Raw genomic sequence first — 25,394 nt, 5'->3', positions numbered from 1 at the left:
TCCTTTTTTAAATCTGCATTGGTTAAACGTGTGTTTGAGCCGCTTCTTCCAGCATTTTTTGGTCAACCATTTCCGGATTGTTTAATGCTTCATTTAATTTAACTGTATCTAATTGACCCACCCATTTTGCAACGACAATGGTCGCCAATGAGTTACCGACCAGATTCGTCAAGGCACGTGCTTCAGACATAAAGCGATCAATACCCAGAATCAATGCCAGACCTGCTACAGGGATATTTCCTACAGCAGACAATGTTGCCGCCATGACAATAAAACCAGAACCTGTTACACCTGCTGCACCTTTAGAAGAGATCAACAACACCGCTAAAAGTGTAATTTCATGTGCTAAATCAAGCTGAGTATTAGTTGCCTGTGCAATGAAGATTGCAGCCATGGTTAAATAGATTGAAGTACCATCCAGGTTAAATGAATAACCGGTAGGAATCACCAGACCCACAACGGACTTCTCACACCCGACAATTTCCAGTTTTTTCAACATGCGTGGAAGTACGGATTCAGAAGATGATGTACCCAGTACAATCAGGAGTTCTTCACGAATCATACGAATCATTTTCAGGATACTAAAACCACTGAAACGTGCAATACTGCCCAATACAATGAAGATAAACAGCAAACAGGTAATATAAAAACAGATGATGAGTTGAGCTAACTGAGCAAGTGAACCAATACCATATTTACCAATCGTAAATGCCATCGCACCGAACGCACCGATAGGCGCAAGTTTCATGATCATATTTACGATGTTAAAGAATACATGCGAAATTTGATCGATGAATTTAAGGACCGGTTTACCTGCATCGCCCAATTTATGTAACGCGAAACCAAACAGTAATGCGAATAAAAGGACTTGAAGAATTTCACCTTCGGCAAAGGCACCCACCACCGTATTCGGGATGATGTTCATAAAGAAATCAACGGTCGATTGTGAAGCACCGGATTCCACATACTTAGCGATACCTGAAGTATCTAAAGATGCAGGATCAATGTTCATGCCAACACCCGGTTTTGCAATATTAATCACCAGCAAACCGATAATTAATGCAAGTGTTGAGACAACCTCAAAATAAAGCAGTGCGATACCACCTGTTTTACCCACAGATTTCATGCTTTCCATACCTGCGATACCGCTAACCACAGTACAGAAAATCACCGGTGCAATAATCATTTTGATGAGCTTAATGAAGGCATCACCTAATGGTTTTAATTGCTCGCCCAAGCCTGGAACACTTTGCCTAACGCCGTCAACGATTACAGATGAACTTGGGTAAAAATGCCCAACAATCACACCTAAAATGATGGCAACAATCACTTGAAAATAAAGTGACTTATAAATTGGTTTTTTAGCCATAACATTACTTCTTTAGATATTTCCAGCACTAGAAATATTCAGTTTTTGCCTATTCTTACGAATACACAGCCTTTAATCCTTTTGTATTCATCACAAAAGAACATACAAAAAGTATTGAGTAAGCTCAAATACTGGGATATAAAACAAAAAAATCATAAACTTATCATCACGAATGAATTGAATTTATAAAAAATCCACCTATTCGGTTACACATACTGATAAGCAAATCTACATAATTTTACCTAATGTTAAATTTTACCTAATTTTTATTTGTTGATGCGGTCTATATTGTTAAGTTTGTTTAAAATAGCATCACTACTCATTAGACATTAGTCGAAACAACTAAAGTTACTTTTATTTAAATTAGGCTGAAATATTTACCTTATCTTTATAAACTATTATCCATCCCATTTTCCGTTGCCAAGAAATACTCCTTATGCAAACCAAAAGAAATATCTACAAAGATGCTGAACATCCTTTCGCACAATATGTCCGTATTATAGGCAAAGGAAAAAACGGTGCCCGTTCGCTGAGTTTTGACGAAGCCTATCAAGCGTTCAGCATGATCTTAAAGGATGAAGTGCTGGATGTTCAGCTAGGTGCTTTCTTAATGCTACTTCGTGTTAAAGAAGAATCTGTAGATGAGCTGGCCGGTTTTGTACAGGCCACCCGTGATCAATTGAATTTCAAAGCCTTAGATGTGGATCTGGACTGGTCGTCTTATGCCGGAAAACGTAAGCATTATCCCTGGTTTTTATTGGCAGCACTGACCTTGGCCCAGCATGGCTATAAAGTCGTGATGCATGGCGCATCTGGACATACCATTAACCGCCTTTATACCGAACAGGTTCTGGAATATCTTGGTTATCCAATTTGCCAGAATGACAGCAATGTGGAACAGCAGTTACAGCAACGCAATTTTGCTTATATACCCTTAGCAGCGATTTCACCTATTTTGAGCGATCTGATTTCTTTACGTAATGTGATGGGCTTGCGCTCACCTATTCATACTTTAGCCCGTTTAATTAATCCTTTTAATGCCAAAGCTACAGTGCAGGCTATTTTCCATCCGGCTTACCGTGCTTCACACCAGCAAGCGGCATTTAAACTGGGCTATCAAAATAGTGCGGTGATTAAGGGTGAAGGTGGTGAATTTGAACGGAATCCAGATGCCAAAACCTTAATCTGCGGGATTAAAAATGGCGAGCTGTACGAACATGAATTAGCGAAATTGACTGAAAACCGTAGTCCTGTTGAAGAAGAGCTAGACTTGGCTATATTTAAAGCGGTATGGGAAGGCAAACAGCATCATGAATATGGTGAAGTTGCAGTCACGGAAACCATGGGAATTGCTTTATACACGATGGGGGCATGTGCTTCTTATGATGAGGCAATGTTAAAAGCCAAAGAGCTATGGCTAAATCGCAAGTCTAAAATCTAATTTAATGCAGAATAGATGATACGTGACAAAGCCATTCGCAATTGTTTGAGGCAAGACTCCATTTGATAAAAATGGTTCTGCGAAACATTCATCAAATGATAGTATGGAACGAGTTTTGCGATGAGAACACTTGAAATATGTTTCTAGTGTTCGCAAGGTGACTTTGGCCTTACGAAGTAATACTTCTCAGGGCTTATCCAAAGTAACAAGATGAGCTTCTATAAATTGAGGTTTATCGGTAAGACATCCGTCGTACCTTTCAAAAAATTAAAATATAAAAAAAGACACCGCAGTGTCTTTTTTTATTACAAATAAATATTTAAACAAAACGAATCGGCTTGAATTCTTCGTCTTGCTGCGGGTCATGTGAATCGCAGTGTTCATCTTCTTCTTTGGTGCCGCGGTCAATATAGCCACTGCGTTCAGTTTCAGGCAAATTTTTTATTTCCCAAGCATAAACCGCTTGCATACAGATTTGACGTTGCTCTTGCGTAAGTGCTACGCCATTCGGCCATTTACCAATTTCCACTGCTGTCTTTAAACGCGCAACAATTTCAGGATCGAGTACGGCCAGCATTTGTTCAATATTCATCATTTAATCCTGCTGTTGAAAAGAGTCAAAATCTTGGTTCCAGCCCAGCTTGGTACGGCAAGCAATATAGAAATCATAGCCAGGTGGATGAAGGAGATTCAATTTAAATGGATGTTTGCGGATATGCAAACTATCCCCAACACTGAGTGAAACACTGTGTTGACCATCGGCACTGACCATTGGCAATACACGGTTTTCACGAATGATAATCTTAATTTCACTATGCCCACCGACCACAATTGGACGGGAAGACAAGGTATGTGGGTGCATGGGCACCAAAGAGATGGCATCCATACTTGGATGGACAATCGGCCCGCCACCAGAAAGCGCATAAGCGGTAGAACCGGTAGGTGTCGAAACAATCAAACCATCACTATGCTGACGATAGACATATTGACCATCAATATTCAGTTCAAAATCAATCATATGCACCGACTTGCCCGAATGCAAAACCACATCATTCAAGGCAATCGCATCATAAATACTTTCGCCTTTGGAACGGATTTCCATTTCCAGCAAGAAACGGCGGTCGAGCTGAAACTCGCCTTTGAGCACCTGATCCAGCTTAAAAATAACCTCGGTCGGCTTAATATCGGTTAAAAAGCCCAAACGACCACGGTTTACCCCAATCACAGGTGTATTGTGTCGCACCAGGGCACGTGCAGCATGCAGCAAAGAACCATCACCACCCACTACAATGACCAGATCAACCACTTCACCCAGTAAACTGCGGCTCACGGTTTGAGTATTATTATAAGGGACTAAAGCTGCTGTTTCTGAATCAAAAACAGGATGTAAACCTAAACTTAAAAGATGGTCATGAATAAGACTTAAAGTTTCCACGACGGAGGATTTATCTGGACGCCCTATTAATCCAATGTTCCGAAAAGTTTTATGTGAAATTTGCACCTGGGTCATCGCTCCGCTACGATTCCTGCCTATCATAGCATTAACCCTGTTCATTTTAAAAAACTTTAACTGCTGATTACACTAACAATCTAACAAATTCAAAGACTCAGCCAGGTTTTTAGCCTGTCATCCAGATCGGTTCACTTTGCATGCAATCAACCACTAAAATCCGGATGATTTTTTATGATAAAAGTCACCCGATCTGCAAGATCATTTTCATCCGCAGACCTGGCATGACTTAAGCCTGTTAACTTGCTTAAAAATTGACAGATAATTCGCAAATACCGTTTTAGAGCTAAAAATAATATCTTTTATAAAATCAAAGACTCATTCCAAATATTTTGTGCACTTTATTGTTATATTTTATCTTCATTCACAGATTAATTATTGCAAAAAAATGAAAAGCTTCGCATGATTAGCACAATTTATTTGGATCTTATAATAATTGATGAAGTCTGAACGCGGTATCGGTTTACTGGCCCTTATTTTTTCAATATTAGTCATTGGTGTCTTCTTAGTTTTTAGTATCTATTTAATCCGAATGGATAATATTGTACGCAATAAATTTGAAGGACAGCGCTGGGATATTCCGGCAAAAGTTTTTGCTCGTCCTTTAGAAGTTTATACCAATGCACCGGTTAACCAGGCAGACTTCTCTCAAGAGCTTAAACTTCTGGGTTATAAAAGTTCTGACAGCTATGCCCACTCCGGCAGTTATGTAAGCTCCGGCGATGCTCTCTATGTGCATACCCGTGGCTTCGACTTTGGTGACAGCGTTGAACCGGAGCAGGTGTTAAAGGTTACGTTTAGCGGTAATCAGATTAGTGAAGTCAGTGCCACCAAGCCTTCATCTACCGGCATTGCGCGTTTAGAACCTTTACTGATTGGCGGAATTTATCCGCAACACAATGAAGATCGCGTGTTGATTAAGCTCAAGAGTGTGCCTAAACCGCTTATTGAAGCACTGATCTCTACCGAAGACCGTAACTTTTATCATCATCATGGGATATCGATACGTGGTACAGCACGTGCTTTAGTCAGCAACGTCACCGGTGGTAAACGTCAGGGCGGTTCAACCCTGACCCAGCAGCTGGTCAAGAATTTCTATTTAAGCCCGGAAAAAACCTTAAAACGTAAGGTCAATGAAGCCCTGATGGCGATGCTGATTGAGCTTCATTACGATAAAGATGAAATTCTGGAAGCTTATTTAAATGAAGTGAATCTGGGACAAAACGGCAATTATTCCATTAACGGCTATGGTCTGGCTTCACAGTTTTATTTTGGCTTGCCGCTACGTGAACTCAATATTGCTCAACAGGCGTATTTAGTCGGTCTGGTGCAAGGGCCTTCGCTGTTTAATCCCTGGAAAAATCCCGAAGGTGCAAAAAAACGCCGTGATATTGTGTTGCACAATATGCTGGTGATGGGATACCTGACTCAAGCTCAGTTTGAGCAAGAAGTTGCACGCCCACTGAATGTTATTGCCAAACCAACCCTAGGGCCTGCCCGTTTCCCGGATTTCATGGATATTGTACGTCGACAGTTGCGTACTGAATATCAGGAAAGCGATCTGACCAATCAAGGTCTAAAAATCTTTACCTCGCTAGATCCGATTGCCCAAACCAAAGTACAGGAAGCATTTAAAGCCTCTGTTTCCCGTTTGACCAATGCCAATCCAAAAAACCTCAGAGATTTGCAAGGTGCAGTTTTAATCTCGCATCCTGAAAATGGTGAACTGGTTGCAGCTGTGGGTTCTACCCAGGACTTTACCGGCTTTAACCGTGCCCTGGATGCAAAACGTCAGGTCGGTTCCTTGCTTAAACCGGTGATTTATTTAAGTGCGATTGAATCTGGACGTTATAACTGGGCAACACCAGTTGAAGACAGTGCCATGAATGTTTATAGCGAAGGCAAAAACTGGACTCCTAAAAATTACAGTGGTGGTGAACACGGCATTGTTCCTATGTCCGAAGCACTGGCAAACTCTTACAACCTTGCAGCCGTGCGTTTGGGTCAAGAATTCGGTATTTCGACCTTTAGCAATCACCTGAAAAAATTTGGGGTGACGTCTGATATTCCAAGCTATCCATCCATCTTTCTAGGTGCAATTGATATGTCGCCGATGGAAGTGATGAGTATTTACGGAAACTTTGCAACCGGTGGTTTCAAATATCCAATCAAGTCCATTCGTTCTGTGGTGGATGCTAACGGCCGCCTGCTCGACCGTTATGGTTTAACGGTACAAAAAACCATTGATCCATCTGCAGCTTATATTCTGAATTATGGTCTGCAACAGGTCATGAGCTCGGGTACTGGGCGTGCAGCTTATAGCGCTTTCCCTGCTGATTTAAAACTGGCAGGCAAATCGGGTACCACCAATGATACCCGCGACTCTTGGTTTGCAGGCTATTCAGGCAATTATGTCAGCGTGGTCTGGCTGGGTCTGGATAATAACAAGGTGACTGGCCTAACCGGTTCTTCAGGCGCATTGCCAGTGTGGATTAATGTCATGAAACAGTTGCGGCAAAAACCGGTTAACTTGCGTCAAACTGACAGTGTGCAATGGCAATGGATTGACCGTTCGACGGGTCATCTATCAGCACAAGGCTGTGAAGGTGCGATGTACATTCCGTTACTTCGCAGTAATATGCCACGTCAGGCCACTACCTGCGGTTTACCGAGTTATCAGGTAGAACCTGCTTCCAATCCTGATACTGAAAACAATCAGACGCCTGCCGATCAAAACGATAGTATTGGAAACTATATTCGTGAAAGTGATACTGAAACACAGAACGATGGTTCAACGAATCCGGTCATTTCAAGCGGTAGTTATAACAATTAAGGGTGATAATTGAGCATGAATGGGCAATTTAAGCAGCATAAACAGTGTCTGATCGCTCTGGGCTTGATCGGTTTGGTGGGCTGTCAAAGCCTGCCTACGCCCGATGAAAACAAGCAGCCAGCAAAACCTGTTCCTACAGAAAAGCAGGACATTAAAACACCTTCAGGCGTGGTCATCACGCGTTATGAACGTGAAGAAATTCAACGTAAAAAGATGCAGGTGATCATTCCTGCTCAACAGCGCAAACAGCAGTTTGAAGATGGCCGCAAACTTCCTGCATTTCAAAAACTCATGCAAAAAGTCCAGCAGGCCTATCAGCAAAGACAATGGAATGAAGCAGAGGCTGCAGCATTGCAGGCACAGCGTCTCGCGCCACAATCTGCTGAAACTTTCTTGTATCTGGCCTTGATTGCCAATAAAAAAAATCAGCCGGCAAATGCTGAAGCACTGGCACAACGCGGGCTCAGTTATGCACAAACCAATGCCATGAAGAAACAGCTTTGGCAGGTCATTTTAAAAGCCGCACAACAGCAAAAAGATCAAAAAACCATTCAACAAGCGCAAAAAGCCCTGAACAGCTTATAAAAGCCAGAATGTATTGCGACAAAATAATCACGGTTCAATACATTCTCTGATTCTGTTTTTATAAAATTTGATCCTGTTTTATAAAAATCGCATCCCTGCAATGCCATATGCGCCCTGTTCTTTTGCAGTAGCAAAATCACCGGCTTGCATACCACCCAAGGCAAAAACCGGTATATCGACCTGTGAAACCCAGGCCTTAAACTGTTCCCAGCCCAATGCTACAACCTCTGGATGGGTGGCGGTCGGTAATACCGGACTCAGCAAAATAGCATCACAACCCACCTGCTGTGCCTGTTGCATGGAAGCCAGATCGTGACATGCCGCAATGTAACGCTTTCCAATGCTTAAATCACCCGGCTTTAGAGCCATCAGTTGTGACTGTTTTAAATGAATGGCAGAAATGGCCTGCTGTTGAATCGAGCTTAATTGTTCAAAAATATTGATATTGACAATGAGCCGAGGCAAATGCTCCACACTGCGCCCAGCCAGTTCCGTGAGCTGCTGCTGAGTTCCCTCCACACGCCAATATAACAACTGATTCTGTTTTAATTGCGCCAGATCATCCAGCTGCGCTGAAATTTTAATCTGATGAGGCCAATACAGGCGCTGAATTATAGCTTGATTGGCTTTAGGGAAATTTAGATTCAACAAGTCTTCACGACTGTACCAGCTCCACGGCTGTTGAATTTCATTCAATAAAGCATTCGGTACAATGGCATGAAATAAATGCAGCTTGACAATTACATCATCATATTCATGAACAATCACATCAAAGGCATGCCAGTCATGCAGACCAATTCCCACTTCTTCATAAATTTCACGGCGGCATGCCTCCAAAGGCGTTTCACCCTCCTCCACTTTTCCTCCCGGAAATTCATGTTTATTGCCCTGATGCTGTTTCGCTTCACGCCAGCCGACCAGCACATTGTTCTGATGCAGTAAAATTGCAATGGCAACATCAATGATGGGTTTAAACATTCCCTGTTCCTCAGCATGAAATATTACAGAGTGTAAGCAAATTTAAGTTTTTTATAAAATCTTAAATAATTAATTGACAGAATTATTTGATAATGATTATCATTTAAATAATTTAATACATACCACGGAATCGACGGAATGAACGCACCATTTAGCCTATTTACCCGTAATAACGATGCAGCTCACTCACTTCCCATGTTGCACTCGAACAACCTGTTTGCTCTTGGACGAGAAATCCGGATTATGCATGCCGGAGAAGAATACCGTCTACGTTTAACCCGTAACAATCGTCTTATTCTGACCAAATAAAAATAATTCACTCAACAATAATAAACGTGGAAACAAGCAGTATGAGCGCAAACATACTGCTTTTTAACGCTGGATATGCAATGGAAATTGCAGTTCAACTTTTAATCCACCATGTGCCGACCGAGAAAAATGAATTTCACCGGCATGTAATTCAATAATCTTTTTACAAATCGACAACCCCAATCCTGAACCTTGCGTTTTAGTACCCAATGCCCGATAAAAGCGCTCACCCAGTCGTTGTAAAACCTCTTCTGTCACAGCTTGTCCATCATCTTCAATCACGATGCTGATGTATGATTGCTTGTGCTGCATCTCAATCCATACATGACCATTTTGCCCGGCATAACGGATGGCATTGTCCAGCAGATTGCGCAGGCAACTGAAAATGAGTTTGTCATTTCCAGTAATCACCAGATTTTCGGCGAATTGTGTCTGGATTTGAATATTTTTCTCGGCTGCAAAGGGTTGCAAGGCTTGCAAGACCTCATTGATCACCCTGTTCATATCCATTTCAGACTTGGGCAATTGACCCGTATGGGCCGGATCCAGTCGTGCCAGTAACAGCAAATTTTCTAACACCTGTGTACCACGGCTGACATCATTTTGAATACTCGCCAAATCTTGGTCGAGTTCCGGATATTTACGTTTCAGTACCTGCAAACGCATTTGAATAGCCGATAAGGGTGAACGTAATTCATGCGAGGCATCCGCAGTAAAGCGCTGTTCTGCCACCAGAGATTGTTCAAGCCGCTGCAATAACTGGTTCAGCTGCCATACCATCGGCTGTAATTCTTTTAATTCAGGTACTGGCTGCTGAATCGGTGCGAGATCATCCGCACTTTTAGCTGAAATTTCTCTGGACAGTTGATGAATGACTTTAAATTGGCGTTTCACGGCAAAGTGTAAAATCAGCCACTGAATGAACCAGAGCACAATTAAAATCAGGCCATAGCCCATGACATTTTGAGCCAAAGCTTTAAAGCGCTCTCCCATCGGCTGCAATAGCAATACCGATGTATTCAGTTCAGGATTTTGCGAGGTATAGATACGCCACAACTGCTGATCGTGCCAAATCAAATCATAACCTTCATCGGCATTACTTTTGAATGTTGAAGACAGATGGTCCAAATGGAAATTTTCTGATTCGCTCAGCACCTGTTTCTGATCTTTTAACTGGTATTGAATCTCAAATTCATCACTGAGTTCATCGACCTGTTGTCCTGAACTCGTACTTACATCTGAAATCAACAGCATATCTGCAATTTCATCCATGATCTGGTCTTGCAGCTGCATGGTCTGGTACAGGGAAATCCCCACAAAAAGCAGCAAGGCCAAAACCCCAGCCAACATGGAACTGAATAATGAGGTCTTGATTAACCTGGTTTGTAGAGAAATGGCTTTTGACATACTAACCCTGACTCATGCGATAGCCCAAACCACGAAGGGTCTTGATATACTGGCTGCCAATCTTTTTACGCAATTGATAGATAAACACTTCTATGGCATTGCTTTCTATTTCATCGCCCCAGGCATAAAGTGATTCTTCCAGCTGTTCACGGGTAATTACATGCTCCGGCTTTTGCATTAATTTATGTAAAATCTGAAATTCTTTGGCGGTTAGGTTGATGGTCTTTCCATCCTGAATAAGCGTTTTGGCCTGTGGATCGAGGACTAAATTTGCATAGCGCAGATATTGTCCAGCACTGCTTTGATGTTGCCGTAACTGCGAACGGACACGCGCAGAAAGTTCTTCCAGACTAAAGGGCTTGACCAGATAATCATTGGCACCCAAATCCAGCCCTTCAACACGGTCATGAATAGTGTCCCGCGCGGTAATAAAAATTACAGGGGTTTGTTGCTGATGCGCACGTAAAGCTGTAAGAATGTCATCGCCACTGGCTTTGGGTAGCCCGCGATCGAGCAGGACACAATCATACTGGTGTTGCTCTAGGGCTAAAATGGCATGATCGCCGCGTTCCACCCAGTCAATATTATAGCCATCCATTTCCAACCATGTTTTGATGCTTTCTGCTTGGGAGACATCATCTTCTGCCAGTAAGATTCGCATGTGTAGTTCTCAGCTATTTGGCATGTTCTACTTTTAAGATAGCATGCTTTAAAAAGATGCCAGAATGAAAAAACCACATGAATGTCTCATGTGGTTTTAGGGAGGAATCTAAAAAAATTACTTAGAACCGGATGGTATCCACATCAATTTCAACGCGTTTAGCCGGTTTGTAATCGATGTCGACTTCACCGATGATGGTCACCGGAGTTTTGGCATTTACGGGTTTACCTTGCCATAACTCATCGTCAATCTCGACCGTCATGGTGCCGGTATTATCACGGAACTGGTATTTTTCATCCCCGACTGCTTTTACCACATAGCCTTTAAGCTGTACCTTGCTGTCATCTTTTAAAGTTAAAGCCTGTTTAACCGTAGTGGCTTTTTGTGGTGCAATTGCAGCTTGATTTACCGCAGTATTTGCCACGGCGAATGTTGTTGCACCGACCAAGGCGGTTATTAAAGCTGCTTTAGAAATCATGTTCATGCTCAAACCCTCATTAAGTTGTTGCTCATTTCGATAGCATGATTAAAACAAATCAAGATGAGGTGAATCTTAAGGTAGCTTCATTTTCAAACAGTATTTCAATTCAGTGGAACAACGCGTAACACTTCTTCCAAAGTGGTCATCCCTGCCAGCACTTTGCGCGCCCCTGCGATGCGTAGCGGCTCAATCCCCTCTTTCTTGGCCTGATCACGCAGCTGGTTTAAAGTCGCATCTGCACCAATCAGTTGTTTGGTCGCAAGGCTTAAAGGCATAAACTCATAAATGCCGACACGCCCTTTATAGCCGGTATGGCGACATTCTTCACAACCCACTGCCTGAAATACGAAGTTTGGCATGTCAATCGTATAATCAAAGGTTAAATGCTTCCATTCCTGCTCATTAATAAAGCTTTCTTGTTTGCAATGCGGGCAAAGTTTACGTACCAGACGCTGTGCCAGCACACCTAAAATCGTGGCTGACGTTAAAAATGGCTGCACACCCAGGTCATGCAGTCGGGTCAGACTCGATGGTGCATCATTGGTATGTAAGGTTGATAACACCAGGTGACCGGTTAATGCGGCCTGAATGGCCATATTGGCGGTATCCTGATCACGAATCTCACCCACCATAATAATATCCGGGTCTTGACGCATCAGGGCACGTACCCCATCGGCAAAACCTAAATCGATGCCCTGATTCACCTGCATCTGGTTAAAGCTCGGTTCCAGCATCTCGATCGGATCTTCAATGGTACAGACATTGACCTGTTCTGTTGCCAGCTGTTTAAGCGAAGAATATAGCGTCGTGGTTTTACCTGAACCGGTCGGCCCAGTGACTAAAATAATGCCGTGACTATGTGCAGTTAAAGCCTGCCAATCATTCAGTAACCCGCCTTCAAAACCGAGCTGCTGAAAACTGCGCACCAATACTTCAGGATCAAAAATACGCATCACCATTTTTTCACCAAAGGCAGTGGGTAAAGTGGATAGACGCAACTCTGTTTCCTGTCCTTTAGGCGTACGGGTTTTTAAGCGGCCATCTTGCGGTTTACGTTTTTCCGCCACATTCATGCGACCCAAAATCTTAATCCGCGAGATCACGGCGGTCAGGGTATTGGCGGGCATTTTATAAATGGTATGCAACACCCCATCAATTCGGAAACGCACTTTACCGGTGTCTTTACGCGGCTCCAGATGAATATCACTGGCCCCCTGCTCAAAAGCGAACTGCAATACCCAGTCCACCAGCTTGACAATATGTTGATCATTGGCATCCGGATTTTGCGTATCGCCCAGTTGCAACAGTGCTTCTACACCTTTGTTATCACGGTCATAGGCACTGGATTTTTGCGATGAGTTAACCGCACGGCTGACCTGATAATATTCCACCAGATAGCGCTGCAACTGATCTGGGCTTAATAGTACACGCTGAATTTTTTTCGGGGCAATCGTATGTTGAAGATTGGCCACCCATTCCGTTTTAAACGGTTGATCGGTCGCGATTAGCACTTGATCCGCCTGAATTTCAACCGCCAGAATTTTATTACGCACGGCAAATTCTTGCGACATGACACTGGTCAGTGCCTGCACATCTGCTTTTAACGGGTCAATGATATAAAAAGGAATATTGGCTTTGTCTGCAATCCACTGACACAAACGGTTTAAGGTTAAGGTCGATTGTGGATGCGCCTGATCGACCAGATTAAAATGTGCGATCCACTGCAAGGGATGCCATTTCAGTTGCTCACGTTGACGGTGTGTGGTTTGGATCAGCAGCTTGTTACGTTCGGTAATACGTCCATCTTTTTGTAGTTGTTCCAGACACCAGGATGTATCCATTTCAAAATTAAAATTCATTGTTCTAAGCCCCAAAATCAACCCACACTATAACAAACTAAATTTCATCTGACTTAAATCGCTTTTAGAAAAACAGTATCCCCCGACCATTCCCCCCCAAAAGCTATTTTGTAGATTGTTTATAGCAAAACTATAACGTGTTTTCCCGTCAAGATGCTTTTACTTTCATCCATTTATGGCCAATAATGCTTCATGTGTTGCTGAAATAACCACCATACTTGCAGATGCCCAATCGAGTAAATGAACCCTGTGAATAATATAATGAATCTGTCCCTGCAAACGACATCCTTTCAAGAATTGCTGATGATTATGGCAGCGGCATTAGGCTGTGGCTTGCTGATTGGCCTGGAACGTGAGCGTAGCAAGCAACGTGAAAATCAGCACAGCTTTGCCGGAGTTCGTTCATTTACCATTTGTGCCTTATTGGGTGCACTGTGTTTTGCTTTTGGCCATATTTTTGGCGTGATGGGTGCGCTAATTGTAGGCGGTATCGGGATTTTTTCACTGAAGAACCAGTTGCAAGATCCCGGGGTCACTACAGAACTGGCTTTTGTCATGACCTATTTTATTGGGGCATTATGTATCTGGAATATCACACTGGCGGCAAGTTTATCCGTTGTGCTGACCGTTATTTTAATGATGAAACATTCGATTCATGGCTTTGCAGGAAAATGGATTACCGGAGCAGAATTTAGAGATGGCTTATTTTTACTGGCCCTGATTTTAATTGGCTTACCGCTTACTCCCAATACCCCGTTATGGGGCTCAGTTCTCAACCCGCATATTATTTTAAAACTGCTGACCATTATACTGGTTGTTCAAGCATTGGCACATATTGCCAAACGTTTACTTTCAAGCAAGAAAGCACTCATGCTTTCTTCAATCGCTTCCGGATTTGTTTCCAGTACCGCAACCATTGCACATTTAGGTTTGCAAGTACGTAATGGTGAAGTCGATGCCCGTTCCAATGCCGGTGCAGCACTGATGTCATGCATTTCAACTTTAGTGCTGCTATTCATTGTGGTCGGCGGTGTGTCTTTAACCTGGCTAAAACTGCTGATACTTCCCTCGCTCATTGCCATCGCAATTTTAGCGCTTTGTGCTTACTGGCTTTTACATAAAGCGGAACCTGTCGAAGAAACAGAACCGGAAGATAGTCCAATGTTTAGCTTAAAAGAAGCGGTCATCATTGCGGTTACTTTAACCTTGATTCAGGCAGGAGTTTATGGACTTGAACTCCTACTCGGTGATGCTGGTTTAATTGCAGGTACACTCTTGGCTTCATTGTTTGAAATTCATGCCGCTGCGGCCGCTGTAGTTGTTCAAGGTGAACCTACAAATACCAGTTTACTCTATGCAATGATGTTAGGTCTGGCTGCCCATGCCGTTTCTAAATCCATTAATGCAGCCATAAGCGGAGGATTAAAATTTGCACTTTATTTTGCTCCGGTACAAATTCTGCATATGCTGGTTTTAATTGCGGTACTGTGGTGGATGGTACAAGCTTGACCTTGAGCAAATAGTCCTTGGTATAACAACTATTCCAGCTCCTGAATTTCGACCCCTCTTTCAGTCACTTTAAATTTGACATTGATTGCCGAAAACAGCATGCCATATACCCGCTCTGCATCTTCCTGATAAGCTGGACGCGGATCTAAAGCCAGCACCTGTTCCAGTTCATTTACAATTTGCACTGTCAGTTTATTGTGCTTGAGTAAAGTCTGCTTTTTCTGCTCAGCACCTTCTGTCCAAATAACCGTCATTCGTTCAGGCTCATCCTGTGCATAGCCACTTTGCGCCGTGATTACAGCATCTGAATATTGAATATAAGGTTTAATATCGACTATAGGCGTGCCATCCAGAAGGTCGCTGCCCATCACATAAACACGTACAGACTTGCCCACTTTCTTCACTGCTTTCAGCTGAACCACAGATAAACCAACGGGTGATGGACGGTACATACTGCGGGTGGCAAAGACGCCAATTTTTTTATTGCCACCCAAACGTGGCGGCCGTACTTGTGGTCTAAACTTTTGACTTTGCTGCTGATTTTTATTGTCATGAAACTGCCACAACAACCAGAGATGACTAAATTCCTCGATCCCCTCAAATGCCAGCAAATCATTATAAGGTTCCACCATTTCAATATAGGACTCAACCTGTACCAAATTGGGTTGTCGTGGAATGCCAAATTTTTCCTTATAGGGCGATTTCATATACCCGATTATTGGCATTTTAAGCTCAGTCATAATCACTTTTTCTGATAAGTTCAATTAAATATATTCAGTTTATCGAGAATGTTTTTAGATTAGAATAGTAAGCTGTTCTAATTTGATAACTTATTGAGACCTTTAATGGCTGCTTTCAACGTCGAAAAGATTACTCACGTCCACCACTGGAATGACACTTTATTCTCGTTTAAAACCACTCGTGACACTGCATTGCGTTTTAAAAACGGACAATTTGTGATGATCGGTCTTGAAGTGAATGGTAAGCCTTTAATGCGCGCTTATTCAATTGCAAGTGCTAACTATGAAGAAGAACTAGAGTTTTTCTCTATTAAAGTGCCAGATGGTCCTTTAACTTCTATTCTACAAAAAGTAAAAGTTGGCGACGACATTCTGGTATCACGTAAACCGACAGGCACTTTGGTTCTTGACGATTTAAACCCAGGTAAAAACTTGTACCTTCTTTCTTCGGGTACCGGTCTTGCGCCTTTCCTTTCTGTGATTCGTGACCCAGAAACTTACGAACGTTTTGAAAAAATCATCGTCGTTCACGGTACTCGTTTCATTTCAGAATTGGCTTACCAAGACCTGATCGAAAACGAAATTCCAAACCATGAATTCTTCGGTGAACTAGGTGCTAAAGAGAAATTAGTCTATTACCCAACAGTAACGCGTGAAGAATTCCATACTCAAGGCCGTGTAACCACTGCGATTGAATCTGGTCAATTATTCGAGAAAATTGGTTTGCCACGTTTCAACCCAGAAACTGACCGTGCAATGCTTTGCGGCAGCCCGGCATTCCTGGATGACGTTGCTGCACTTTTAGATCAACACGGTTTGAAAGAATCTCCAAAAATGGGTGTACTTGGCGACTACGTGATTGAACGTGCATTCGTTGAAAAATAAGATGCTATAGCAGATATCGCATTTTAAAGACCGAGGTTAATGCCTCGGTTTTTTATTTACTCATTTCAAACATTTGGATAAGATCAAAATAATAAAAAAATGATTGATTATTAAAGTAATGAACTTTCAATATTTAAAATTTCAAGATTTTCTACATCCGCGTCCAGAGCCTAAAGGCATTGATGTGCAATGCAAACTGCAGCATTTTTCAATTATCACCTATGCAATTGACCCGATCCGTTTTAAAGACCTTATTCCACCACGTTTTAAGCTTGATACCGTTCAATATCAAGGACAAGAAAAGGCACTGATGTCCGTGGTTCCTTTTATTGACGTTGATTTTACTTCTGCAGTTTATCCATTTCCAAAATTTCAAATGGGACAAACCAATTACCGCGTTTATGTTATTGAACAGGAAACGCAGGAACGCTGTGTCTGGTTTATTGGCACAACTTTAGATTCGTGGACGTTGATTGTACCGCGCTATTTATGGCAATTGCCTTGGCATCCTGCGGTTTTTGATTTTGATTGCCAGCAGGACAGCGAAGGCTTTTACAGCCAATATAAAATGCAGACCCAGTCTGAATGGGCCAGCGCCGAATTGCATTTGACGCAATCCGCAGATGACGGCTGGACATACCCAGGCTTTCCAGATTTAGAAACGCATTTAGTGTATTTAACCCATCCTTTAGCCGGCTTTTATCATCGTCGGGACGGTAAATTAGGTACTTACCGCGTTTGGCATGACCGTTTGCAGCCTAGGCCAGCAAAATTGCATCATGCACGTTTTGAACTTTTGGCACGCATGAACTTGGTGTGCTTTGAAGATCAATTGCAACCCTATAGCGTGCTCATTGAACCGGTAAATGAGTTTACGATTTATTTACCGCCCACAGTGCTGGGATGATTTTAAAAAGAGGACTTTTTCAGCCCTCTTTTTTATTGATACGATTAAACCTGTTCAATATTTTTATAGGTTTCACGCTCCTGTAGCGCTTTCTTCATCACCTGATAGCCACCGCTTAAACCTAAACTCGCCATAATCACTGCCACCCCAATATCCGGCCACATGCTTCCTGTACCAAAGACACCCACCGCAGCTAAAACCACCGCGACATTGCCAATCGCATCATTACGGCTACACAGCCAGACCGACTGCATATTTGAGTCACCATCACGGAAGGCATATAAAACCACTGCCGCAGTGACATTGGCAATTAAAGCAAGCAGACCAATTGCCCCCATGGTCATGGCTTCGGGCGGAATGCCTTGTACATAGGCATAGAGTGCTTTTGCAATGACCACAAAACCAAACAGTGCCATGGTCACGCCTTTTAACAATGCCACTGTAGCACGCCAGTATAGGCTTGCGCCCAATATGGCAAGTGAGATGCCATAATTCACCGCATCACCAAAGAAATCGAGTGCATCTGCCCAAAGTGCAGAGGAATGGGCATATGCTCCCCCAATCAATTCCACAATAAACATCACAATATTAATAATGAGCGCAATCCACAAAGCAGTCCGAAATTTACTATGTGGCTTTTGCGGTGCAGGTTCATGACTGCAAGTACATGCCATTTTTCACTACCTCTATGACTTTATTTAAAACCTTGTTTGTATTATTGTTATTCAAAACTATGGAGTAACTCCAAGGTCAAGTATGAATACGCCTAAATATTATTTAATTAAAGAATTAGCCAATAAGACTCAGCTCAGCACGGACACGATCCGTTTTTATGAGAAAAAGAAGCTGCTCCAACCCAGCTTTCGTGGCGACAATAATTATCGCTATTATGATGAAAATACATTCAAACGACTGATGTTTATTAAACGCTGTCGAACTCTCGATATTTCACTCAGCGAAATTGAAGCATTGCTTGAACTAGAACAGCAGCCCTCGCAAAGCTGCCATGCAGTGAATCAGCTGATTGAACAACATATTGAACAAGTCACTGATAAAATTATAGAATTACAAAAATTTCAACAACAGCTCATCCAGCTACGTGCCTCTTGCAGTAGCACCAAAACCATTGACAGTTGCCAGATTTTAAAACAACTCGAAGCCGAAAATAAGGAAATATCCAACTAATTTACTGGGTTGAATCTAATTTTTAAATCCATACAATTAAGCCATATCTTTTATATGCCTTTATTTTTTCATGAGCATTACTCACGTTACTGAACTTCTCTCTCCTGCCGGCTCTTTAAAAAACATGCGCTACGCCTTTGCCTATGGTGCAGATGCCGTATATGCAGGTCAGCCACGTTATAGCTTACGTGTGCGTAACAATGCTTTTGATCATGACAATTTAAAAATTGGCATTGAAGAGGCTCATGCTTTAGGCAAAAAATTCTATGTGGTCGTGAATATTCAACCGCATAACTCCAAGTTAAAAAACTTCATTCGTGACTTGGAACCCGTGGTTGCCATGAATCCAGATGCACTGATTATGTCTGACCCAGGCCTGATTATGATGGTGCGTGAACACTTCCCGCATGTGGCAGTACATTTATCAGTACAAGCCAATGCAGTGAACTGGGCAACGGTCAAATTCTGGAAAAATATGGGTCTGACTCGCGTCATTCTGTCACGCGAACTTTCAATCGAAGAAATTGAAGAAATTAAAAATAATGTTCCTGACATGGAAATTGAAGTTTTCGTGCATGGTGCATTATGTATGGCTTATTCCGGTCGTTGCCTGCTTTCTGGTTATATGAATAAACGTGATGCCAATCAAGGCGCATGCACCAACGCCTGTCGTTGGGATTATAAAATTCACGAAGCAGCTGAAGATGAAACTGGAGATGTGATTCCAGTTCAACAAATTGAAGAATCATCAGCATGCTGCAAAAACCAAGATGCCGATGAGCAACATGCCCTAGAACAACACCAATTTGGCGAGCCGGTTTTATTACAACGCAATGAAGAAGACATGTTTGCAGCCGAAGAAGACGAACATGGCACCTACTTCATGAATTCCAAAGACTTGCGAGCGGTACAGCATGTCGACCGTTTAGCGAAAATGGGCATTCATTCCCTAAAAATTGAAGGTCGTACTAAATCGTATTTCTACTGCGCGCGTACTGCCCAGATTTACCGTAAAGCGATTGATGATGCGCTAGAGGGCAAACCGTTTGATCCATCCCTGATGACTCAGCTGGAAGGCTTGGCGAATCGTGGTTATACGGAAGGTTTCCTGCGTCGTCATGTACATACTGAATATCAAAACTATGAAACAGGTTCATCACGTTTTGACCATCAGCAATTTGTCGGTGAAGTATTAGAGCGTAACGGTGACTATATCAAGATTGAGGTAAAAAACCGTTTTGTGGTGGGTGACTCGCTTGAGCTGATGACCACTTCAGGCAATATCACTTTTACTTTAACAGAAATGAAAGATAAAAAAGGTAATCTAATTGAAGACGCCAAAGGTTCAGGCTATGTCGTGGATATTCCTGTCCCTGCAGATGTTGACATGAACTATGCCCTGCTGATTCGCAACTTGCCGAATTCAACGGCAGATATTTCAGCATCTTCTTTGGCTTATCAAGCCATCTAGTTTGAGAGATCAGGATGGCTTTACTGATTACCGATAAATGTATCAACTGCGATATGTGTTTGCCTGAATGTCCGAATGAGGCCATTTATGAGGGTGATAAAGTGTATGAAATTGATGTGAAGCGCTGTACAGAATGTGTCGGCTTTTATGAGCACCAAACCTGTATAGCCGTGTGTCCAATTGAGTGCATTATTCCGCATCCTGAACATGTGGAAACGCAAGAACAATTGATGCAGAAGTTTAAGAGCTTGAATTTATTCAAATCTTAAAAATATTTGAAAATGGCATATGACTTGCTTAATTAAATTTAAAAAGCTTGGGGAAAGAACAATAAAAAAGCAAAACAAAAAATGCAGAAGAACAGAATAACCATGGAAATGGTCATAATAAAAAAAGGAACCCAGAGTTAGCATGCTGAGTTCCTATAAACAGGGTAAAACAAAAACTTGGGGAACTAAAGCCAAAGTGTCTATGTCAATGTACATAGCCACTTTGGCTTTTTTAGTTACTGTCCCGAACGGATAATGTAATCAAAGGCAGATAGCGATGCCTTGGCTCCTTCACCGGTGGCAATAATGATCTGCTTGTATGGCACGGTGGTACAGTCACCGGCAGCAAACACACCCTTCACGTTGGTTTCGTTGCGCTCGTTAATCACAATCTCGCCACGATTGGTCAGTTCAACAGCAGTTTCTTTCAGGAAATCAGTGTTTGGCAACAAACCGATCTGTACAAAGATTCCGGCCAGTTCAAGCATATGCTCTTCATCGGTAGCACGGTTCTTGTATTTCAGTGCAGTCACCTGTGAACCGTCACCCACCACTTCGGTAGACAGCGCATTCTTGATCACGGTGGTGTTGGGCAAGCTGTTAAGCTTGTCTTGTAAGACCTGATCGGCACGCAATTTGGTATCAAATTCCACCAAAGTTACATGCTCCACAATCCCGGCCAGGTCAATCGCTGCTTCTACACCCGAGTTACCGCCACCGATGACTGCAACACGTTTGCCTTTGAACAATGGACCGTCACAGTGTGGGCAGTAGGCTACCCCACGGGTCTTGTATTCCTGCTCACCCGGAACGTTCATCTCTCTCCAGCGTGCACCAGTCGATAGAATGATGGTTTTGGATTCCAGTTTGGCACCATTCTCTAATGTCACTTCCACCAGACCATTTTCAGTTTCATCGGCACCCTTGATCGCTGAAACCTTTTGCAGGTTCATGATGTCGACGCCGTACTCACGCACATGTGCTTCCATTTCGGCAGCAAATTTTGGACCCTGGGTTTTCTTCACCGAAGTGAAGTTTTCAATGTCCATGGTATCCATCACCTGACCGCCAAAACGTTCCGCCACGATCCCGGTATTGATGCCTTTACGGGCTGCATAGATCGCTGCGGTGTTGCCTGCAGGGCCGCCGCCAATCACCAGCACATCAAACGCGTCTTTGGCATTCAGCTTCTCGGCATCTTTGGCTGCAGAATTGGTGTCCAGTTTGGCAATGATTTCTTCCAAAGTCATACGACCCTGACCGATATGGTTGCCGTCCTGGAACAGCATCGGCACGGCCATTATCTTGCGCTGTTCCACTTCGTCCTGGAAGAACGCCCCGTCAATCATGGTAGCCGTTGTGCCCGGATTGTTGATCGCAATCAGGTTCAGGGCCTGCACCACGTCCGGACAGTTATGGCAGCTTAAAGAGACAAACACTTCAAAGTCAGCAGTCAGGTTCAGACCCTTAATTTGTGCCAGCACTTCATCCGAGACTTTTGGGGCATAACCCGAAACCTGCAACAACGCCAGAATCAAAGAGGTAAATTCATGTCCCATCGGAAGTCCGGCAAAATTGACGCGAGGTTGTTCACCGGCTTTGGCCACACCAAAGCTTGGTGCACGGCTGTTCGTGCCATCGAAGCGTGCAGTCACCTGGTCTGACAACGTGGCAATTTCAGTCACCAGTTCCTGGATCTTGTCGGACTTGTCCGAACCGTCCAAAGTCGCGACCAATTCAATCGGACTTTCCAGACGTTGCAGTAAGGTTTTAAGTTGGGCTGAAGTATTTTGATCTAACATGGCTAACGTCTCCAAAGGAGTAAATATTTATTTGATGAGAGAATAATAATAAAATCTAAAATATAGGTAAAACAGTTTGTTTTTATAATTATAATCGAAATATCAGATTAATAAGGAATTTATTTAAACTTAAGTAATTGATTACCCTTGCAATTTCATTAAATTCACTTCAACGATTCAACAAGATCACAAAACAGTAAAAAAGCCCTATACGGGGCTTTTGAATTTTATCTTGATAAAATTTCATTTTTATCAATGGATACGCTGTTCCACCCTGATTATTCTTGCTTTTAAGTGCTGCGCCAAGAAAAATAAAACCAAGCTTAAAATTGCAAATAGAACCGAAATTACAATGATAAAAAATTTCGCCACCACACTCATTTGTTCAGCTTGTTGCACCTGCTTGGACACACTTTCAGCCATCGGGGTCAAAGTTTTGCTATATAACTGATGCTGCATGGTCCATAACTGTTCGGGTTTAAAGCCATATTCAATAAAATTTGGATCTGTTTTTTCCGCTTTGACCAACGCCAAGACTTGAGGAATAGCGCTATCTTTATCGACAGGTTTATGTAGCAGTGCCGTTTGTGCCAGCAAATAGGCTTTTACTGATGCATCTACATCAGATTGCTGTAAATACTGGGCCAATTCACTCTGCTGAATATTTTTATCATATTGAATAGCTTTGGCATAAACATCACGGTCATCATTATTTAAATCATATTGCAGATAAGTCAGGCCTGACCACAGCACAACAAAAGCAATGATCCAGCCGACAAACTTCAAAATAAAAGATTGAAAGCGAATATAAAAGAAACGGATTTTTTTCAAAAAATGAATGACAAAAAATGCCCCGACAAAAGACACGAACAGCTTCAGAATCAGCCAGCCAAACCACGACAACAGATTGTTAAAATAATCCGTATGCTGACCCAGTTCGGCCAGATTTGCATCTACACTCATGGGCATATGTAATTGCTTTAACTCAGTGCTAATCCCAAAAAAACTATAGACAAAATCATGCTGTAAAAATAGCGCCACCACAGATGCCAGAAAAATGGTGCTGCTGGTCATCGCCAATAACATCACATTGCGTTGGCGTTTCTTCAGCACCACCACACCCGATTCAATCTGTTGCGGATTTACAGCATATTCATCTAAGCGGGGCAAACGGTTTCTCCTGAAGTCAGACAATGAACTTAAGTATAGGGTTAAGATGGATTGACCTCACTGCGACTGGATTCAATCACCAGATGATTCAGATTTTCCTGCAAGGCACGTAAGCGTGTCGTGGCTTCAGCACGTTTCTGCATACCCTCTTTTTGCACCTGAATCACATCATTTACTGTTTTAATGAGGGTATTTTGTACATGTTCAAGTGTTTCAATATCAATCACTGAGCGCTGGTTGGCTTTGGCCGTAGCCACCGAATTTTGATGCAGCAGGTCGGCATTACGGCGTAACAGATCATTGGTCGCGTCATCAATGCTATTGGCCAGCTGTACACTGTTTTTCTGCTCATTCAGGGAAATGGCCAGACTGATCTGGTTTTTCCATGCCGGTAAGGTAATGTTTTTAATCGCATAGAACTTATCCACCAGCATCAGGTTATTGGACTGAATAATCCGGATCATCGGTAAGGTTTGCATGGCAGACTGCTGTAAAACCTGCAAATCACTGACCCGTTTTTCTAGATTATTGGCCAGATGATTCAGGTCATAAATCTTTTGCACCGTTGGCTGATCTTGGGTTTGGCTGCTTAAAGCCACAATTTGCTGCTGGATTTCCTGCTCTTTCAGCTTTCCGGCAGCAATATAAATTCCCAACTGTTTATATTCCTCCTGCACCCCCTGAAACATTTTATCCAAAGTGTCGACACGGGCTTTTAACCCCGATTGGGAAGTTTCAATTTCCTTGACCAATACATCAATCTGTTCTTTGGTGCTATTAAAATGCTGATTGAAACTTTGCTTGGCTCCTTTCATTTTACTGATCAAGCCCCCGAAGAAACCGCTGCTCTTTTTCTTGTTTAAAATACTGCTGCTATTTAACTGCTGGGCAACCTGCACCACCTGATTCAATTTTTGACCGGTGCTATCCAGTTCTTTATTTTGTACAAGGTTCAGCAGCTCATCGGTATAACCCGAAGTTTTTGTCGCAATATTTTTCCCATATTCAGCCACTGCGTTATGGCTCATTTCAGCCAGTTCCTGATGTGCATTCATCACTTCATTAAAGTCAGAATCCTGCAAGCCAATTTCTTTTAAATTCAGTAGCTGAAATTTTTGCTGAACCACGTCTGGAGTAATTTCAGCGGGTAAATCTTGAGGTTTAAAATCAGTCATGCTTCACCTGAATATGATCATTAATGTATAGGTTTCTCTAACGATTTTCTTAAAGTTTTAATCAAAGTCTCCCGGCTATGATCCAGCTTTTCCAGTTCAATGCCCGAACCGCTTTGATTGCTTTGTTTAACATGATATTGCCAAGCCGGAATCAGTACTTGCTGTGCTTCTTTAAACCGGTCCAGCAAAGCAAAAGAAAGTTGCTGAGATAATTGCATCTGTGTAATTGCAATATCATTACTGGCCTGCAAGGTTTGTAATGAATTGATCTTTTTCGATAATCTTTCTGAAAAATTATCCAGAGGATGCTGATTCTTGACGAAATTTGGATATTCCAGCAAAAATTCTTGCGCAGCCAGAATGTATTTCGCCATTTGCTCGCGATGCCCAAGCAATTGCTGAAAGCGTGCCTGCGACTTTTGAATCTCAATCTGTAATTTTTGACTTAAATGATTGGCCCGATTGAGTAATTGATCTAGGTTTTTATAATACTCAACCTGCCCCGAACCATATTCCAGATCAACCCCCAACCACTTTTGCCAGGCATTAAACTTACGGCGGGTTAAATATTTTTTTGAATCGGCCAAGGCCTGAATCAGCTGCTCTATAGTGCTACTTAATTGCCGGGTCAGGTGTGGATCTACCCCGTTTAATAAAACCGACTGGGCCTGAATCACAGAATCGGCATAATGATTCAGGCGATATTGATCCTGCAGCAAAGGGATCAAATCATTGCGCTGAATAGAGATCAGCTCAGCCTGATTTACCTCAATATCGGCCAAAGCAACCAGAACATCTATCTGAGACATAATATTGCAAACTCAACAAAATCATTTTTATAGTACGGC

Annotated in this window: 24 protein-coding genes; 10 read left to right on the top strand and 14 right to left on the bottom strand. The window is 42.5% G+C overall.

Annotated features, from left to right (window positions below):
• Positions 1-22: 22 nt before the first annotated feature.
• Entirely contained in the window at positions 23-1,369 is a 1,347-nt protein-coding gene (locus tag WAE57_RS00900; RefSeq protein ID WP_337707623.1) for a dicarboxylate/amino acid:cation symporter, read from the bottom strand.
• A gap of 436 nt (positions 1,370-1,805) precedes the next feature.
• Between WAE57_RS00900 and WAE57_RS00895 the strand changes: the two genes are divergently transcribed.
• Positions 1,806-2,810, top strand: a complete 1,005-nt coding sequence (locus tag WAE57_RS00895; protein ID WP_337707622.1) for a glycosyl transferase family protein — start codon at positions 1,806-1,808, stop codon at positions 2,808-2,810.
• Between the two features lie 319 nt (positions 2,811-3,129).
• Here WAE57_RS00895 and WAE57_RS00890 read toward each other — a convergent pair whose 3' ends face one another.
• Together WAE57_RS00890 and WAE57_RS00885 are read right to left on the bottom strand one after the other, a co-directional pair.
• Positions 3,130-3,402 carry a DUF1315 family protein gene (locus WAE57_RS00890; RefSeq protein WP_086195677.1) on the bottom strand — a complete coding sequence of 91 codons (273 nt, stop codon included), beginning with the start codon at positions 3,400-3,402 and terminating at the stop codon, positions 3,130-3,132.
• Between the two features lie 3 nt (positions 3,403-3,405).
• Positions 3,406-4,347, bottom strand: a complete 942-nt coding sequence (locus tag WAE57_RS00885) for an NAD(+) kinase (RefSeq protein ID WP_237788058.1) — start codon at positions 4,345-4,347, stop codon at positions 3,406-3,408.
• A gap of 412 nt (positions 4,348-4,759) precedes the next feature.
• On the opposite strand from WAE57_RS00885, the gene mrcB reads away from it, so the two are divergent.
• Positions 4,760-7,153, top strand: coding sequence for a penicillin-binding protein 1B (gene mrcB / locus WAE57_RS00880; RefSeq protein WP_337707693.1), 2,394 nt, complete (start codon positions 4,760-4,762; stop codon positions 7,151-7,153).
• Between the two features lie 15 nt (positions 7,154-7,168).
• Positions 7,169-7,738 carry a tetratricopeptide repeat protein gene (locus WAE57_RS00875; protein WP_337707621.1) on the top strand — a complete coding sequence of 190 codons (570 nt, stop codon included), beginning with the start codon at positions 7,169-7,171 and terminating at the stop codon, positions 7,736-7,738.
• 78 nt (positions 7,739-7,816) lie between these two features.
• Here WAE57_RS00875 and WAE57_RS00870 read toward each other — a convergent pair whose 3' ends face one another.
• Positions 7,817-8,716: a thiamine phosphate synthase gene (locus WAE57_RS00870; protein WP_337707620.1), complete on the bottom strand. Its 900-nt coding sequence runs from the start codon at positions 8,714-8,716 to the stop codon at positions 7,817-7,819.
• Between the two features lie 138 nt (positions 8,717-8,854).
• On the opposite strand from WAE57_RS00870, the gene WAE57_RS00865 reads away from it, so the two are divergent.
• On the top strand, positions 8,855-9,025 hold the full coding sequence (locus WAE57_RS00865; protein WP_086195624.1) for a hemin uptake protein HemP: 171 nt from the start codon (positions 8,855-8,857) through the stop codon (positions 9,023-9,025).
• A 63-nt stretch (positions 9,026-9,088) separates the two neighbouring features.
• Here the strand turns inward: WAE57_RS00865 and WAE57_RS00860 are convergent, their stop codons facing one another.
• From WAE57_RS00860 to WAE57_RS00845, 4 genes are all read right to left on the bottom strand, one after another.
• Positions 9,089-10,432 carry a HAMP domain-containing sensor histidine kinase gene (locus WAE57_RS00860; RefSeq protein ID WP_337707618.1) on the bottom strand — a complete coding sequence of 448 codons (1,344 nt, stop codon included), beginning with the start codon at positions 10,430-10,432 and terminating at the stop codon, positions 9,089-9,091.
• 1 nt (position 10,433) lies between these two features.
• Entirely contained in the window at positions 10,434-11,093 is a 660-nt protein-coding gene (locus tag WAE57_RS00855) for a response regulator transcription factor (protein ID WP_337707617.1), read from the bottom strand.
• A 121-nt stretch (positions 11,094-11,214) separates the two neighbouring features.
• Entirely contained in the window at positions 11,215-11,577 is a 363-nt protein-coding gene (locus WAE57_RS00850; protein ID WP_337707616.1) for a NirD/YgiW/YdeI family stress tolerance protein, read from the bottom strand.
• 98 nt (positions 11,578-11,675) lie between these two features.
• The gene (locus WAE57_RS00845) at positions 11,676-13,433 is read right to left on the bottom strand and encodes a GspE/PulE family protein (protein ID WP_337707615.1); all 1,758 of its coding nucleotides are present in this window, start codon (positions 13,431-13,433) and stop codon (positions 11,676-11,678) included.
• 261 nt (positions 13,434-13,694) lie between these two features.
• Here WAE57_RS00845 and WAE57_RS00840 point away from each other — a divergent pair, with 261 nt between their 5' ends.
• Positions 13,695-14,942, top strand: coding sequence for a DUF4010 domain-containing protein (locus tag WAE57_RS00840; protein WP_337707614.1), 1,248 nt, complete (start codon positions 13,695-13,697; stop codon positions 14,940-14,942).
• Between the two features lie 29 nt (positions 14,943-14,971).
• Here WAE57_RS00840 and tsaA read toward each other — a convergent pair whose 3' ends face one another.
• A complete protein-coding gene (gene tsaA, locus WAE57_RS00835) occupies positions 14,972-15,682 on the bottom strand; it encodes a tRNA (N6-threonylcarbamoyladenosine(37)-N6)-methyltransferase TrmO (protein WP_337707613.1) in 711 nt (236 codons plus the stop codon).
• Between the two features lie 105 nt (positions 15,683-15,787).
• On the opposite strand from tsaA, the gene WAE57_RS00830 reads away from it, so the two are divergent.
• Together WAE57_RS00830 and WAE57_RS00825 are read left to right on the top strand one after the other, a co-directional pair.
• The gene (locus WAE57_RS00830) at positions 15,788-16,567 is read left to right on the top strand and encodes a ferredoxin--NADP reductase (RefSeq protein WP_086176364.1); all 780 of its coding nucleotides are present in this window, start codon (positions 15,788-15,790) and stop codon (positions 16,565-16,567) included.
• A 118-nt stretch (positions 16,568-16,685) separates the two neighbouring features.
• Positions 16,686-17,474, top strand: coding sequence for a DUF2071 domain-containing protein (locus tag WAE57_RS00825; protein ID WP_337707612.1), 789 nt, complete (start codon positions 16,686-16,688; stop codon positions 17,472-17,474).
• Between the two features lie 44 nt (positions 17,475-17,518).
• On the opposite strand, the gene WAE57_RS00820 is transcribed toward WAE57_RS00825, so the two are convergent.
• Positions 17,519-18,148, bottom strand: coding sequence for a cation transporter (locus WAE57_RS00820; RefSeq protein WP_337707611.1), 630 nt, complete (start codon positions 18,146-18,148; stop codon positions 17,519-17,521).
• A gap of 82 nt (positions 18,149-18,230) precedes the next feature.
• Here WAE57_RS00820 and WAE57_RS00815 point away from each other — a divergent pair, with 82 nt between their 5' ends.
• The 3 genes from WAE57_RS00815 to WAE57_RS00805 all read left to right on the top strand — a co-directional run bounded on the left by WAE57_RS00815 (position 18,231) and on the right by WAE57_RS00805 (position 20,399).
• Positions 18,231-18,659: a Cd(II)/Pb(II)-responsive transcriptional regulator gene (locus tag WAE57_RS00815; protein ID WP_337707610.1), complete on the top strand. Its 429-nt coding sequence runs from the start codon at positions 18,231-18,233 to the stop codon at positions 18,657-18,659.
• Positions 18,660-18,729: 70 nt separating this feature from the next.
• Entirely contained in the window at positions 18,730-20,130 is a 1,401-nt protein-coding gene (gene yegQ, locus WAE57_RS00810) for a tRNA 5-hydroxyuridine modification protein YegQ (RefSeq protein WP_337707609.1), read from the top strand.
• Positions 20,131-20,144: 14 nt separating this feature from the next.
• Positions 20,145-20,399, top strand: coding sequence for a YfhL family 4Fe-4S dicluster ferredoxin (locus WAE57_RS00805; RefSeq protein WP_086176369.1), 255 nt, complete (start codon positions 20,145-20,147; stop codon positions 20,397-20,399).
• A gap of 236 nt (positions 20,400-20,635) precedes the next feature.
• Here the strand turns inward: WAE57_RS00805 and ahpF are convergent, their stop codons facing one another.
• The 4 genes from ahpF to WAE57_RS00785 form a co-directional block, all read right to left on the bottom strand.
• Complete coding sequence (ahpF, locus tag WAE57_RS00800; protein WP_337707608.1) at positions 20,636-22,201, bottom strand: alkyl hydroperoxide reductase subunit F; 1,566 nt, start codon at positions 22,199-22,201, stop codon at positions 20,636-20,638.
• A gap of 252 nt (positions 22,202-22,453) precedes the next feature.
• Positions 22,454-23,371: a hypothetical protein gene (locus WAE57_RS00795; RefSeq protein ID WP_337707607.1), complete on the bottom strand. Its 918-nt coding sequence runs from the start codon at positions 23,369-23,371 to the stop codon at positions 22,454-22,456.
• Between the two features lie 41 nt (positions 23,372-23,412).
• Complete coding sequence (locus WAE57_RS00790; RefSeq protein ID WP_337707606.1) at positions 23,413-24,546, bottom strand: toxic anion resistance protein; 1,134 nt, start codon at positions 24,544-24,546, stop codon at positions 23,413-23,415.
• Positions 24,547-24,566: 20 nt separating this feature from the next.
• Positions 24,567-25,355 carry a tellurium resistance protein gene (locus WAE57_RS00785; protein ID WP_337707605.1) on the bottom strand — a complete coding sequence of 263 codons (789 nt, stop codon included), beginning with the start codon at positions 25,353-25,355 and terminating at the stop codon, positions 24,567-24,569.
• Positions 25,356-25,394: the final 39 nt, after the last annotated feature.

It is taken from the genome of Acinetobacter sp. NS-4 (assembly GCF_037402435.1).
Classification (GTDB): Bacteria; Pseudomonadota; Gammaproteobacteria; order Pseudomonadales; family Moraxellaceae; genus Acinetobacter.
Note: the sequence above shows the minus strand (reverse complement) of the source record. Positions and strands in the feature narration are given on the sequence as shown.